Source organism: Shewanella sp. M16 (assembly GCF_018224605.1).
In the GTDB taxonomy this organism is placed as follows: Bacteria; Pseudomonadota; Gammaproteobacteria; order Enterobacterales; family Shewanellaceae; genus Shewanella; species Shewanella oncorhynchi.
The window spans coordinates 89,667-103,484 of the sequence record NZ_JAGTUL010000004.1 but is presented as its reverse complement, the minus strand read 5'-3'; the positions used below and the strand labels follow the sequence as shown (position 1 = coordinate 103,484).

The 13,818-nt window shown below is 45.8% G+C and carries 13 protein-coding genes; 4 read left to right on the top strand and 9 right to left on the bottom strand.

The annotated features are described in order from the left end of the window. Positions 1-145 precede the first annotated feature (145 nt). The 5 genes from KFE26_RS04035 to KFE26_RS04015 form a co-directional block, all read right to left on the bottom strand. On the bottom strand, positions 146-1,018 hold the full coding sequence (locus KFE26_RS04035) for a DMT family transporter (RefSeq protein ID WP_212599729.1): 873 nt from the start codon (positions 1,016-1,018) through the stop codon (positions 146-148). Positions 1,019-1,206: 188 nt separating this feature from the next. After that, positions 1,207-2,055, bottom strand: coding sequence for a 3-deoxy-8-phosphooctulonate synthase (gene kdsA / locus KFE26_RS04030; RefSeq protein WP_105250144.1), 849 nt, complete (start codon positions 2,053-2,055; stop codon positions 1,207-1,209). Positions 2,056-2,113: 58 nt separating this feature from the next. Next, positions 2,114-3,361, bottom strand: a complete 1,248-nt coding sequence (locus KFE26_RS04025) for a DUF819 domain-containing protein (protein WP_105250145.1) — start codon at positions 3,359-3,361, stop codon at positions 2,114-2,116. Between the two features lie 156 nt (positions 3,362-3,517). Continuing rightward, positions 3,518-4,306 carry a SirB1 family protein gene (locus tag KFE26_RS04020; RefSeq protein ID WP_105250146.1) on the bottom strand — a complete coding sequence of 263 codons (789 nt, stop codon included), beginning with the start codon at positions 4,304-4,306 and terminating at the stop codon, positions 3,518-3,520. Next, a complete protein-coding gene (locus KFE26_RS04015; RefSeq protein ID WP_212599728.1) occupies positions 4,306-4,701 on the bottom strand; it encodes a SirB2 family protein in 396 nt (131 codons plus the stop codon). Before KFE26_RS04015 ends, KFE26_RS04020 begins: the two co-directional genes overlap by 1 nt. 119 nt (positions 4,702-4,820) lie before the next feature. On the opposite strand from KFE26_RS04015, the gene KFE26_RS04010 reads away from it, so the two are divergent. Continuing rightward, positions 4,821-5,234: a GNAT family N-acetyltransferase gene (locus tag KFE26_RS04010; RefSeq protein WP_212599727.1), complete on the top strand. Its 414-nt coding sequence runs from the start codon at positions 4,821-4,823 to the stop codon at positions 5,232-5,234. A gap of 135 nt (positions 5,235-5,369) precedes the next feature. Here the strand turns inward: KFE26_RS04010 and prmC are convergent, their stop codons facing one another. Genes prmC through hemA form a run of 3 tightly spaced genes read right to left on the bottom strand, consistent with a single transcriptional unit; the run spans position 5,370 to position 8,577 of the window. After that, positions 5,370-6,218: a peptide chain release factor N(5)-glutamine methyltransferase gene (gene prmC, locus KFE26_RS04005; RefSeq protein WP_212599726.1), complete on the bottom strand. Its 849-nt coding sequence runs from the start codon at positions 6,216-6,218 to the stop codon at positions 5,370-5,372. Between the two features lie 2 nt (positions 6,219-6,220). Beyond that, entirely contained in the window at positions 6,221-7,312 is a 1,092-nt protein-coding gene (gene prfA / locus KFE26_RS04000; RefSeq protein ID WP_131523734.1) for a peptide chain release factor 1, read from the bottom strand. Positions 7,313-7,326: 14 nt separating this feature from the next. After that, on the bottom strand, positions 7,327-8,577 hold the full coding sequence (gene hemA, locus KFE26_RS03995; protein ID WP_028761678.1) for a glutamyl-tRNA reductase: 1,251 nt from the start codon (positions 8,575-8,577) through the stop codon (positions 7,327-7,329). Between the two features lie 253 nt (positions 8,578-8,830). Here hemA and lolB point away from each other — a divergent pair, with 253 nt between their 5' ends. From lolB to KFE26_RS03980, 3 genes are all read left to right on the top strand, one after another. Then, the gene (gene lolB, locus KFE26_RS03990; protein WP_173242897.1) at positions 8,831-9,475 is read left to right on the top strand and encodes a lipoprotein insertase outer membrane protein LolB; all 645 of its coding nucleotides are present in this window, start codon (positions 8,831-8,833) and stop codon (positions 9,473-9,475) included. Between the two features lies 1 nt (position 9,476). Next, positions 9,477-10,331: a 4-(cytidine 5'-diphospho)-2-C-methyl-D-erythritol kinase gene (ispE, locus tag KFE26_RS03985; protein WP_212599725.1), complete on the top strand. Its 855-nt coding sequence runs from the start codon at positions 9,477-9,479 to the stop codon at positions 10,329-10,331. 112 nt (positions 10,332-10,443) lie between these two features. Next, positions 10,444-11,391 (top strand): ribose-phosphate pyrophosphokinase, encoded by a 948-nt coding sequence (locus KFE26_RS03980; RefSeq protein ID WP_006080255.1) that lies wholly within the window; start codon positions 10,444-10,446, stop codon positions 11,389-11,391. Between the two features lie 215 nt (positions 11,392-11,606). Here the strand turns inward: KFE26_RS03980 and KFE26_RS03975 are convergent, their stop codons facing one another. Continuing rightward, a complete protein-coding gene (locus tag KFE26_RS03975) occupies positions 11,607-13,469 on the bottom strand; it encodes a methyl-accepting chemotaxis protein (protein ID WP_173496755.1) in 1,863 nt (620 codons plus the stop codon). Between the last annotated feature and the right edge of the window lie 349 nt (positions 13,470-13,818).

The following is a 13,818-nucleotide window of genomic DNA, read 5'->3' as shown; positions in this document are numbered from 1 at the left end:
ACTGCGCTCGGTTAAAAATGGTATCAAAATCTATGGAGCAAGACGTGTGTATATTTGTATCTCAGCGAATGTTTGCTTGATATAAACACACTGAATCGAGTTCTATTTTAGTCTAAAAAACCAGCATACCTTCTATTAATTTAGTCTATTCCCACATCACCAAAATGGCGGCGATAGCGATTAAGACTAACCCTAGCATATCTTTTATCTTTACTTTTTCCTTCAGCCAAAAGGTGGCAATCAAGATCATAAAGAAAACTTCAACTTGACCTAAAGTTTTAACATAGGGCACAGCCTGCAACGACATAGCACTAAACCAACCGATAGAACCTAAACAACTGGCGATGCTTGTCAGTAAAGTCAACTTAGGTCGTTGCCATAATGCTATCAGCGTAAATTTATCCTTAAGCAACAAATAACTGACTAACAGCAAAGTTTGTAGGCCTATCACAAATAGCAACACCCAAGCTGCGCTATGGGGGAAACCAATATTCAAACATAAACTCGCTTCTCGTACCCAAAGCGATGTCAGCGCAAACGAAGTACCACAGGCTAAACCAATCAATACCGTATTGAGCGACAGACTTCGCAGGCCTTGTTTGGCACTCATGAGAAAAATTGCCACACCACCCAACAACACTCCCGACCAACCTAAAAGGGATAAATGCGTCCCAAAAAACACTGTGCCTAACACAGCCGCGACCACAGCTTCACTCTTGGCTAGCCCAGCACCAACGGCAAAGTTCTGTTGCTTGAACAATTTCACCATCAAGCCCGTCGCGAGGATTTGCATCGCCGATGCTCCGAGAATAAAACCGATAAAACGATCGCTAAAATCGGGGATTCCGACATCCTGCCAAAGATATAAGCTCGCCAGATACACGGCGGCAATCGGCCCAGCCCAAATAAAACGCGCTAAGGTCACGCCCGCAACACTCACTTCTTTACTCAGCTGGCTTTGAAACGCATTACGCCAAGCCTGCATAAATGCCGCCAGCAAAGTGAGTAAGATCCACATAAAGGTATTCCGTAAAGAATCTGGTCGGCTATAAAAACAAGATTGTTAGGCAAAGCCCATCATAAAACATTAATGTTTCAGATAGCTACGGGGCTATACCAATCACATTCCTCGACTGAAAAACAAAAGCCCCGAACGAGTCGAGGCTTTAGGATTAAGTCACTAATTCATTAAGTCTTAGCTTGCGATTACTTACTGGTATCGATTGGCTCGAAGGATTTAACCAAATCGTCGATCGCTTTCATTTGCTTCAGATAATTTTCTAACTGATGCAAAGGCAGCGCACATGGGCCATCACACTTAGCGTTATCAGGATCAGGGTGCGCCTCAATGAATAGACCCGCTAAACCCAGCGCCATACCACTGCGCGCTAACTCGGTCGCCTGTGCGCGACGTCCACCCGCTGAATCTGCACGACCACCAGGGCGTTGCAGCGCATGGGTCGCATCGAAAATCACCGGATAGCCAGATTGCTTCATCTCGTCCATACCCAACATATCAACGACTAAGTTGTTATATCCAAAGCTTGAACCACGTTCACACAGGATGATCTCGTCATTACCCGCTTCGTTAAACTTAGTGATGATATGGCGCATTTCATGTGGTGCTAAAAACTGTGGCTTTTTCACATTGATGATAGCGCCAGTTTTTGCCATCGCGACAACCAAATCAGTCTGGCGTGCTAGAAATGCAGGTAACTGAATAATATCAACTACTTCTGCCACTGGCGCACACTGATGCACTTCATGCACATCGGTGATCAAAGGTAAATTAAAGGTCTTTTTAATCTCTTCAAAAATCTTTAAGCCTTCCTCCATACCTGGACCGCGGTAAGAGTTGATCGAAGAACGATTCGCCTTATCAAAAGACGCCTTAAATATATAAGGGATCCCCAGCTTTTGAGTCACTTCGGCGTAGGTTTCAGCAATCGACATAGCGAGATCGCGAGACTCAAGCACGTTCATGCCACCAAACAACACGAAAGGTTTATCGTTGGCAATCTCGATTGAACCTAGGTTTATGATTTTATTACTCATCGCAACTTCTCTCTAAAATGCTGGAACCTTTCCCAGCGGTGAATAGGAGCTAAGGCGGTTATACCGCAACTAACTGTAAAATTTGACCACAAATCCATGCCATATAGGTTCCTAACGCATAACCTAATACGGCTAACAGTACGCCCACGGGTGCTAAAGCGGGGTGAAATGCCGCCGCAACTACAGGGGCTGACGCAGCGCCACCCACATTCGCTTGGCTGCCTACGGCCATATAAAATAACGGGGCTTTAATCAGCTTAGCCACCAGTAACATAAAGCTTGCGTGAACGATCATCCACACAATACCAATTAAAAAGTACAATGGCGTATCGAGCACCTTACTCACATCCATATGTAGACCAATGGTCGCAACTAAGATGTAAAGGAAGGCTGAAGCCACTTTTGATGCCCCCGCCGCCTCTAAATGACGCACTGGGCTGAATGACATCGCCAAACCAATCGTTGTGACTATCACCACTAGCCAGAAGAATTTAGAGGTTAAACTGTAATCTGCGGTCCAAGGATAGTTCACTTCAAAAAATGGCCCCAGAAAATCAGCGGCGATATGAGCAATACCTGTGATACCAAAGCCTACAGCGACAATCAGCATAAGATCGCGCAGATTAGGAATACGCGCATTTTCAGCGTGATACTTTTCAACTTTATCTTTTAACGCTTCAATTGCAGAAGTATCCGCACCGGTTTTAGCATCGATCTCTTTCGCTTTTGAGGCTAGGAACAGCAGCACTGCCATCCAAATATTGGCGACTATCACATCGACTGTCACCATCACAGAGAAAATATTACCGCCCACATCATAAATTTCTTTCATTGCAGCTTGGTTTGCACCGCCACCAATCCAGCTCCCCGCTAAGGTCGTCATACCACGCCATACCGCATCGGGGCCATCGACCCCAATTAAAGAAGGTTCAATAACCGACACCAGCAACAAGGCGATAGGGCCGCCGATAACGATACCGACAGTGCCGGTTAAAAACATGATCAAAGCTTTCGGCCCTAAACTTAAAATAGCTTTTAAATCAACGCTTAAAATCAATAAGACTAAACAAGCTGGCAGCAAATAACGGGATGCCACAAAATACAGTTGTGAGGTATTACCATCGATTACCCCAAAGGTATTCAATAACGATGGCAAGAAATAGCACAATAAAAGGGCGGGAATAAAACGATAAAACTTCTGCCAAAAAGGATGACTACTGCTACTGGTATAAAATACAAAACCTAGAATTGTCGCGAGTATTCCTAACGCCGTGGCATCATTCGTCACTAAAGCCGTGCTTGTCATGCTAATTTCTCCCTGTTGATACAGTTATTATTTTTATTAGAGACTTAACTTTTAAGTCCCTGGGTCAAACTTCCATCTGCCCAGTGTTATTATTTTTGCGGATTGAATTCGTTAATAAAAGTTGAATAAATAAGAAGAGCCCCGAAAGGCTCTGCTTTAGTGATAAACCTCGGCGTGTTCGTTTAATTCTTTGAGCTGCATCTTCACTATCTCGATCACGGGATCGTGAGGACTATTATCAACAAAATGCTGCAGATCGGCGGCGGCCACATTAATACAACCCAACTGCTGTGCAATAAACGCCCGCTCACGATTCAAATGCACATCGTCAACATGCCATTGCAACAGCAGACTGCAACACTCCATCGCTGCCTCAAATTGATGCGACACTATGCAACCCGCCTTAAGCTCATGCAGCATACGCGTCAGCAGTTTTTTCACCGTTGCAGGCTTTAAGTAACTCGCCTTAAGTTCAGCAGCATTACCTAACTCGCCGCGCACTAACACGTGCAACTGGTGACGGGTGAGTTCCTTGCCCGTTAAAGGATCCAAATAACTCACTTCACCGCCAATCTTACAACGCAGAACCGTATTGCCAGGTAGCAATATGGGTTCGAGTTCAAGATCTAACTGCTTCGCCAGCAACATCAATACCGTCGCCAGCGTTGTACTATTACCTTGGCGACTAATTAAGCAAGTACCTAAATCTGCCGCCTCTGTACTAAAGTAGTTCTCACGAACACAAAAACCTAAATCCTCGTAAAACCAATGCAACAGCGCATTAAAACGCTGTTGTTGATCAACCAAGTAATGACTTAATACGGCTCCCGCCATTTCAAACCAAGCCCATTTAGCGGCTTCAAGTTTAGAAAATCCAAGGTGCGCACCTACATCCAATGCCGACTCGGGCAATGAAATGCCATCTTGCAGAGTGTAGTTACCCATTAACCCAATAATACCGCTTGTTTAAAATGAGCCAATTTAGCAGCATAAACCAACCAACCTATCGCGCCTAAGTAAGCAAACACTTTGAACAATTTGTTTCTATTCGCTTTTATGGCAATGGCGCCTAGGACAATGTAAGCAACTACAGCACCGATTTTTTCGGTCATCCAAGGATCCACAAAAGGAAATTGCTGGATCATAAAACACAAAGTTAAGCCCGACAGCAGTAGGAAAGTGTCGATAACATGGGGCGCTATCTTGAGCAGTTTCTTCTCCATCAGAGCCGATTGGCGAAAATGCAGGACAAAGCGAACGGTAAGCAGTAACACGCTCAACGCGATAAAGGTAAAATGCAGATGTTTAACCGCAGGATATAGACTGTAAAAAGTTTCCATTACGATACTTATGGCCAGTGACAAAGGCGCTAGTTTACCCTAATCCTTGACGGCATACCAATGCCTATCAGCCTAGATATTCAGAGCTAACATCATAAAAAATCAAACGAGAAGTGACGATGAATTTAAGCTTAATTAACGATGAATCAACCGAGTTCGCCGACGCTGTAAAACAAAAAATTGTCGAGTTCAACCAAGTCAAATGGCAGGGGCTTAGCCGTAAAAATCTCGGACTCAAACTACAGGACTCCGAAGGTAAACTGTTAGCAGGGATCAGCGGTAAAACCTTCGGCAATTGGTTGTTAATCGACTATCTGTGGGTCAATGATTCTTTAAGACACCAAAGTATCGGCACGCGCTTATTATTAGCCGCAGAAAGCCAAGCAAAGGAGCGCGGCTGCCAATTTGCCCTACTCGATACCTTAGATTTTCAAGCTAAGCCTTTTTATGAGCGCCACGACTATCGCGTGCAATGGGTACAACAAGCCTACCCAGAAACCGGCAGTAAATTTTTTATGGTAAAAGTGTTGTGATGTTTAAGGTTTGGGATCTTCACCTTACACCAACTTAAGGTCGCCCTATAGAAGACAAAAACGCCATTGGCAATAACCAATGGCGTTCGATAAATCGGCATAACTAGGTAAATATCTTCACTTAAAGCAGAGTTATTACTCCGCCCATTTACCCATAGTGCATCTGTCATTACTGCCAAAGTCTCGCACTGTGGCGACATTCTCGTAGCCCAGTTCGATAAGCTTAGCTCTGAGTTTTACAGCCTGCTCAAAGCCATGTTCGAGCAGGATATAGCCGTTAGGCTTTAAGTAATCTCGAGCTGTGTTGGCAATATAGTAAAGATCGGCAAAGCCTTCCTCGGCGGCGGTTAACGCGCTTTGGGGCTCGAAACGCACGTCACCTTGGTGCAAGTGTTCGTCAGCTTCATCAATATAGGGCGGATTTGAGACGATTAAATCAAAGTCCCGCGACTTTACGGCACTGAACCAGTCACTCTGGAGAATTTCGACCTGTGGCAGCTTTAAGTTCTCGCGGTTCGCGATAGCCAAAGCCACGGCATCATCGACTTTATCGACCGCGGTGATTTGCCATGACTCACGCTCAGACGCCAACGCCAGCGCAATTGCCCCAGTACCAGTTCCTAAATCGAGCACTTTGGCGTAGGTGGAAAGCGGCAGGTTCAAGGCAGTTTCGACCAAAATTTCCGTGTCAGGACGCGGGATCAAAGTGGTGTCGTTGACGATAAAAGGCAACGACCAAAATTCGCGCTCACCGACAATATGTGCCACAGGTACGCCTTTTTGGCGTTTCTGTACCATTTGCTGGAAGCGTTTCCACTGTTCAACCGTTAGGGATTTTTCAGGCCAAGTATACAAATAGCTGCGGCTTTTATTGAGGCAATATAACAACAAAACCTCTGCATCCAAATGAGCGGATTCAGAGGTTGATGCTAACTGCACATAAGCCCATTGCAGGGCTTCGGCTATGCTAGATTGATCTGACAAAATTACCCCTGCTCGTCAGCCAGTGCGGCTAACTGATCGGCTTGATGCTCTTGCATCAGAGGCAATAAAATAGCATCGAGATCGCCTTCCATTACTTCGTTCAAGCGATATAAGGTCAAGTTGATGCGGTGTTCGCTCACGCGGCCTTGCGGGAAGTTGTAAGTACGTACACGTTCGGAGCGATCGCCACTGGCAACCAGACTACGACGGGTCGATTCTTCGGCGCTACGGCGTTTTTCGTCTTCAACAGCTTGAATACGTGCGGCCAGTACACTCATGGCTTGGGCACGGTTCTTGTGTTGCGAACGTTGATCTTGGCATTCCACCACGATCCCAGTAGGAATATGGGTGATTCGAATAGCTGAGTCAGTTTTGTTAACGTGCTGACCACCCGCACCTGATGAACGATAAGTATCGACTTTCAGATCGGCTGGATTGATTGAAATCGCTTCCGCTTCAGGCACTTCGTGGAGTACCACAACAGTAACCGCAGAAGTATGCACACGTCCTTGGGATTCGGTTTCTGGCACACGCTGTACACGGTGTCCGCCGGATTCAAACTTAAGTTTGCCGTATACGCCGTCACCACTGACCTTCATGATCACTTCTTTGAAGCCCCCATGTTCGCCTTCGTTACAGCTCATGATTTCGATCTGCCAGCGATTTGCTTCAGCATAACGGCTGTACATGCGGAATAAATCACCGGCGAAAATAGCCGCTTCATCGCCGCCAGCACCAGCGCGGATCTCAACGAAGGCGTTTTTATCGTCGTCAGGATCTTTTGGCAATAATAGAATTTGCAATTCGTCTTCGAGCTGCTCGAGTTTGGCCTTAGCGGCCTTCATCTCTTCCTGCGCCATTTCACGCATTTCAGCATCGTCTTCTTCCAGCATTTCTTTGGCAGAATCGAGATCGGCCTGCGCTTGCTGATAGGCTTTAAAGCCAGCAACAACGTCTTCTAACTGGGCATATTCTTTCGATAACGCACGAAACCTGTCTTGATCAGAAATGACGCTAGCATCACCCAGCAAAGCCATGACTTCTTCATTGCGCTCGAGCAAGCCTTCCAGCTTGCGGATAACGGATTCCTTCATTTAACTCGCTAACCTTAGTTTTTATCTAATCCAAGCGCTGATCTTAACTGACCGAGAGTATTCAAATCGCCCTGACGACTCGCTGCCGTGAGGGCCTGTGTCGGTGCGTGGATAAGTTTGTTGGTCAGGCGATTGGCTAGTTCAATCAATACCTGCTCAGTGTCTGAGCCCTGGGCTAATTTATTCAAGGCGCGTTCCACTAACTCATCTTTTACCGCCATGCTCTGGCTGCGATACTCGCGAATACTGTCGACCGACTCTAAAGAACGGATCCAATCCATAAATAGGAAAGATTGTTCTTCAGTAATTACTTCAGCTTGCTCGGCGGCTTCTTTTCGAGAAGCCATATTCTGTTCAATAATGCTATGCAGGTCGTCCACTGTATACAGAAACGCGTCATCCAAATCGGCGACTTCCGGCTCAATATCCCGGGGAACTGCTATATCAACCAATAACATAGGTTGATGGCGACGCTGCTTTAGCGCTTTTTCGACCATGCCTTTACCTAGGATAGGCAGAGGGCTGGCGGTAGAGGATATCACGATATCGGCTTTTGGGAGATAATCTGGTATCTGCGCCAGTGTAATTGCTGTTGCGCCAAACTCCTCACACATGCCTTGGGCACGTTCTAACGTCCGATTTGCTACGACCATTGAAGCCACGCCGTTGTCTTTAAGATGCTTTGCAACCAGTTCTATGGTTTCACCTGCGCCAATCAACAGTACTTTAGTGGTCGATATCGATGAGAAAATATGTTTCGCCATGCTTACCGCGGCAAATGCCACTGAAACTGCGGCGGCGCCAATTTCAGTGTCAGTGCGGACTTTCTTAGCGACTGAAAAAGTATTCTGAAAGAGTCTATCTATGGTTAGCGCAACCGTACCAGCCTCTTTGGCCTTAACAAACGCTTGCTTTACTTGACCGAGAATCTGCGGCTCACCAAGGATCAAAGAATCGAGCCCGGAGGCTACGCGCATCAAATGCCTTACGGCATCTTGACCGTGATAGTTATAGAGACAAGGTGCTACATCCTCATGATCTAGGCCGTGATATTCTTCAAGCCACGCAATAATGTCGGCCTCATCGCCGTTGTTGCAATACAACTCAGTGCGATTACAGGTCGAGACAATAACGGCTTCACCCGAGCGTGTACGACTGGCCAGACTCTTCATAGCGTCATGAATTTTGTCCGGAGAGAAGGCAACTTTCTCACGCAGGTCTACCGTGGCTGTTTTATGGTTAATACCGATTGCTACAAGGCTCATCTGACTCTTTCTAGATTCTTGGCGACTCTCTTAATAAGGGCATTCTACTGAATCGGCCCAACTAAAAACAGAATACGCTTAACAAAACCGAATAAAGGTCTAACTTCTTACCTAAATTTTCTATCAATAATAGGTAAGGCAAAATTTGCCCCAAGGGAGCAAATCTAAGTGACCGCCGATGGAAATTTTACGTTTGGCATTGGTATTCTTTCCAAGCCCTCGTATCATAAGGACTTTGGTATATCAGTCATAGATGAATAATTTGAAGCGCCTCACAAAAACCATTTTCTCTTGTTTTACCTTAAGCGCCCTACTCTTGCTGGCGGGGTGTGAAACCTTGCCGCCGATGACTGACTTAAGCCCAATCACAGTCAATGATGCGCGCCAAGCCAAAGCTTGGGAATTACAGGGAAAACTCGCGATAAAAACTCCCGACGATAAACTCAGTGCCAATATCTACTGGCGCCACAGTGAAGATCGCGATGAACTCACACTCACGACTATGCTAGGCACAACTGTGTTGACGCTTAATTCAACCTCGAACTCTGCCCATTTACATATCGATGGCAAAGATTTTCGCGACGATAATGCCCAGCGTTTACTCGAGCGCGTCAGCGGTTGGTCCATCCCCTTGGCCGATTTACCTTTGTGGATCACTGGTCAAGTTGGCCTGAATGATCAAGTACTTGAAAGCGATAGCCAAGGCAAACCTAAACAGCTCACAAACACTCAAACCCCACCGCCTTGGCAGGTCACATTTTTAAGTTGGCAATCCCAGAGCGGCGCCAACGTGCCCCATCAATTAAAGCTTGAGCGTGGTGACTTACAACTCAAATTGCAATTGAATCAATGGCAAGCCCTCGGCAAGCCTGCAATCATACTCGAAGAGAAACCTTAGCATGCAAGCAGCAATTTCACGCCATTGGCCAGCACCAGCAAAGCTTAACTTATTCTTACACGTGAATGGTCGCCGCGCAGATGGTTATCATGAACTGCAAACCTTGTTTCAGTTTATTGATTACTGTGACATGCTCGATTTTAAGGTCACTGAAACCGCAGAACTGATTTTGCACTCCAATATCTCTAATGTTGTCGCCGATAGCGATAACTTAATTCTGCGAGCCGCAAAATCATTACAACAAACCACAGGCTTTACTGGCGGCGCCGAAATCTGGTTGGATAAACATCTACCCATGGGCGGAGGTTTAGGTGGCGGCTCGTCAGATGCTGCCACCACCTTAGTGGCACTGAACACGTTATGGAACACCCAATTATCGACCGAAGAACTGGCTAAAATCGGCCTTAAACTTGGTGCCGATATTCCTGTTTTTATTCATGGTTTCGCCGCTTTTGCCGAAGGTGTAGGTGAACGCTTACAAGCGGTAAATCCGAGTGAGCCTTGGTACTTAATCATCGCACCCGATGCCCATGTTTCCACCGCTGAAGTATTCCAAGATCCACTTTTACCACGTGATACCCCGAAACTGGCCATAGATACCTTAATGAACCAACCTTGGGCAAATGATTGTCAAAAACTAGTCGTTTCTAAATACCCTCAAGTTGCCAAGGCATTAGGCTGGCTGCTAGAATATGCGCCGTCGAGAATGACAGGAACAGGCGCATGCGTGTTCGGGGAATTCACACAAAAGCAACAAGCTCTCGCAGCCTTGGCGAAATTACCGTCTGAAATGCAAGGATTTGTTGCACAAGGGATGAATCTTTCGCCGCTCATCACGCGACTCAGTCACCCTTAAACTACTTTCTTCTAGAGTAACCACTTAACGATAACGCCTCGGGTTCCTCCCGTCCCTACATCGTCGTTACTCTAGCCACTAAAATATAAAGCAAACGCCTGAGGTTCATACAGTGCCCGACATCAAGCTCTTTGCTGGGAACGCCACCCCCAGTCTCGCTAAAAAGATAGCCGATCGTCTATTTTGCAAACTCGGAGACGCAGTGGTTGGTCGTTTCAGCGATGGTGAAATCAGTGTCCAAATTAACGAAAATGTACGTGGGGCCGATGTGTTCATCATCCAATCCACTTGTGCGCCGACAAACGACAACCTGATGGAACTCATCGTTATGGTTGACGCGTTGCGCCGTGCATCTGCTGGCCGTATCACAGCTGTTATTCCTTACTTTGGTTATGCTCGTCAAGACCGTCGCGTTCGTAGCGCCCGTGTACCTATTACTGCAAAAGTGGTTGCCGATTTCCTGTCTAGCGTGGGTGTTGACCGCGTTCTGACCTGTGACCTGCACGCTGAGCAAATCCAAGGTTTCTTCGACGTTCCTGTTGATAACGTATTTGGTAGCCCAGTGCTACTAGAAGATATGTTAGCGAAGAACTTAGATAATCCAGTCGTTGTTTCTCCAGACATCGGTGGTGTTGTTCGCGCTCGCGCAGTAGCAAAACTGTTGGATGATTCTGATTTAGCGATCATTGATAAACGTCGCCCACAAGCGAACGTTGCGCAAGTTATGCACATCATTGGTGATGTTCAAGGTCGTGACTGCATTATCGTTGACGATATGATCGACACAGGCGGCACTCTGTGTAAAGCGGCTGAAGCCTTAAAAGAACATGGTGCGAACCGCGTATTTGCTTACGCAACTCACCCAGTGTTCTCTGGCAAAGCGGCTGAAAATATCGCTAACTCAGTGATTGATGAAGTGATTGTGACTGACACTGTTCCTTTAAGCCCAGAAATGTTGAAAGTGGCTAAAGTAACTCAGTTAACTATGTCTGCGGTACTGGCTGAGGCAATTCGTCGCGTAAGCAACGAAGAGTCTATTTCTGCCATGTTCCGTCACTAATAGTTCCGTCACTAATAGTTACGTCGCTAATAGTTCGGTCGCTGAACGTTCTGACTAATCTGAGTGGTTCCAATGCACAGCTTACTGTTTTAACGAATCACTAAGCTTGCAGAGCTAATCACTCAGACATAAAAGCGCACTCCTCGGAGTGCGTTTTTGTTAGTGTATTTTTTAAGCCAGCTTCTGATCATCAGATGTAAACTGGCTTCTACGCATTAGATTTTAAAATTACTCACCGCACGGAATAAGAACTCAGCCTGCGCCTTCAGCTCATCCGATGCGGACGCATTCGCATCTGCCGCATGGGATGACTCCTCAGCGATATCGCGGATCACCACCACGTTCTTGTTCACTTCGGCCGCCACCATACTTTGCTCTTCAATAGCCGCCGCAATTTGAGTGCTCATGTCCATAATATTACGCACGTCGTTATTGATAAGCTTCAATAAAGCGCCAGCACTTGCCGCTTGTTCAGCGCTTTCAACGCCTTGTTTTTGGCTAGATTCCATCAATTGCACAATCGATCGGGTACGCGTCTGCAGGGTTTGAATGATGTTAGCAATCTCTTGGGTTGACGATTGCGTCCGCATCGCTAAGTTACGCACTTCATCGGCAACCACAGCAAAACCACGGCCCTGCTCACCCGCACGCGCCGCTTCAATCGCAGCGTTCAAGGCTAAAAGGTTAGTCTGCTCAGCAATGCCGCGGATCACATCTAACACGCTACCGATAGTCTCGCTGTCACGTTCCAATTCGTTAACGACCGCTGCTGAGCTATTCAACTGCTCAGCAAGTGACTGGATTTTATGTATCGTTTGCTCAACCTCTAATTGACCACTTTGGGCATTATCGTGGGTCTGACCCGCTTTTGATGCCGCTAATTCGGTTGTTTTAGCGATTTCCTCAATCGTTGCGCCCATCTCAGTGATTGCTGTTGCGACCATGTCGGTCTCATTAAGTTGTTGGCCCACACCTTCGGAGGCGAGCATGGCATTTTCTGAAACACGTTTACAGGAAGTGTTAATCGTTGCGACCGACTCAATCACTTGCTCAATCAGCTGTTGGAAGCTACTCACCATGCTATTGAAATGCTGTGCAATTTCACCAAGTTCGTCTTGGGTGGAGGCATCGCACCTCAATGTCAGATCTTTACTCACCTCGATGCGAGAAATGATCTGCGTGATACGCTCAACAGGCGCGATAATACTGCGGATAATCAAGTAGGTAATGATTGATAGTAGTAACGCAATAAAGATAAACACAGTAATACCGACATTAACACTACTACTCTCAGCATCATCAATGGCCTTAAGAGCCAAATTTTTCAAGTCACTCGTACTGCTCTCAGTTTGCTGGTTTGCAGCTAAAACTCGCGCCATAGTACCGTCATTTTCGGTCAAACCAAGCTGCTGTTCCTTATTAATTAAGCTTTTGAAATCCTTTTGATATTGAGTAATAAGCTCTTCAATTTTTCGTTGAGTATCAATATCGATACTCGAGGCATGAAGCTTGTCATTAAACTTACTAATATTAGTATCGAAGGTTTCGACATAACTTAGCTCACGACGCAGCATAAAATCCTTTTCGTTACGCCTAAGTTGCAGCATTGCGGCTTCGAGTGCGGGCTGATCAAATTCTTTGAGTAGCGTTTCAACGTTATGCACCGCAGCTCGTAACGTACCGTACAAACCTGTTTTAGGTGTTAAGCCAATCTCTTGTTGTAGCTGCACCACTTCAGAAAAAGCGGCTTGATACTGATTTAAATTACGGTCAAAACTTTCAAGTGAGGCAGTCGATACCCCATATTCTTTAAAGACTTTCTCTAACTCAGGGACAATACTGTCGATTGCCATGTGGCTTTGCTTATGCAGCTCGACATATTTCAAATCCTTGCGAGCGAAAAAGTCCTTTTCATTTTTACGCAAAATTAAGACGTCGCGCTCTAAATCAAGCACACTTTGAGCCGCGTTAGAAAGTTCCGATTTCACCGAATTTGAATAGAGTTGTAATCCAAACATGGCAATTAGTGCCGAAATAGACACTGCAGCACTGAGTAACAACTTTGAGCGGATTAGCATAGAAAGTCCCCGAATATATAATCTATCTTAAAAAGATAGCTGGAAATTAAGCCTTTAACAGCGCAAACATAGCAATACATTAAAAGTTCACATCAAATACTTTGATAGCTTGTCGATTTAAGCTCCCATACTGTGAGTACCGCATTATTTTTAACTTAGTTCTTCAGGGTGATACCCTACCGTTACTACAAAGTATTTCGTTTTAATTACGTTAAATATACCGTCTCAAAGCAGATGTAAGTGTCATAATATCAATTGATATAAAATGAATTACTTCATTAGCTTAGCAGTACTTTTTCGGGCGAATTCTACTACAAATTACAAAAATGTTACGCTGGATAATTGATCT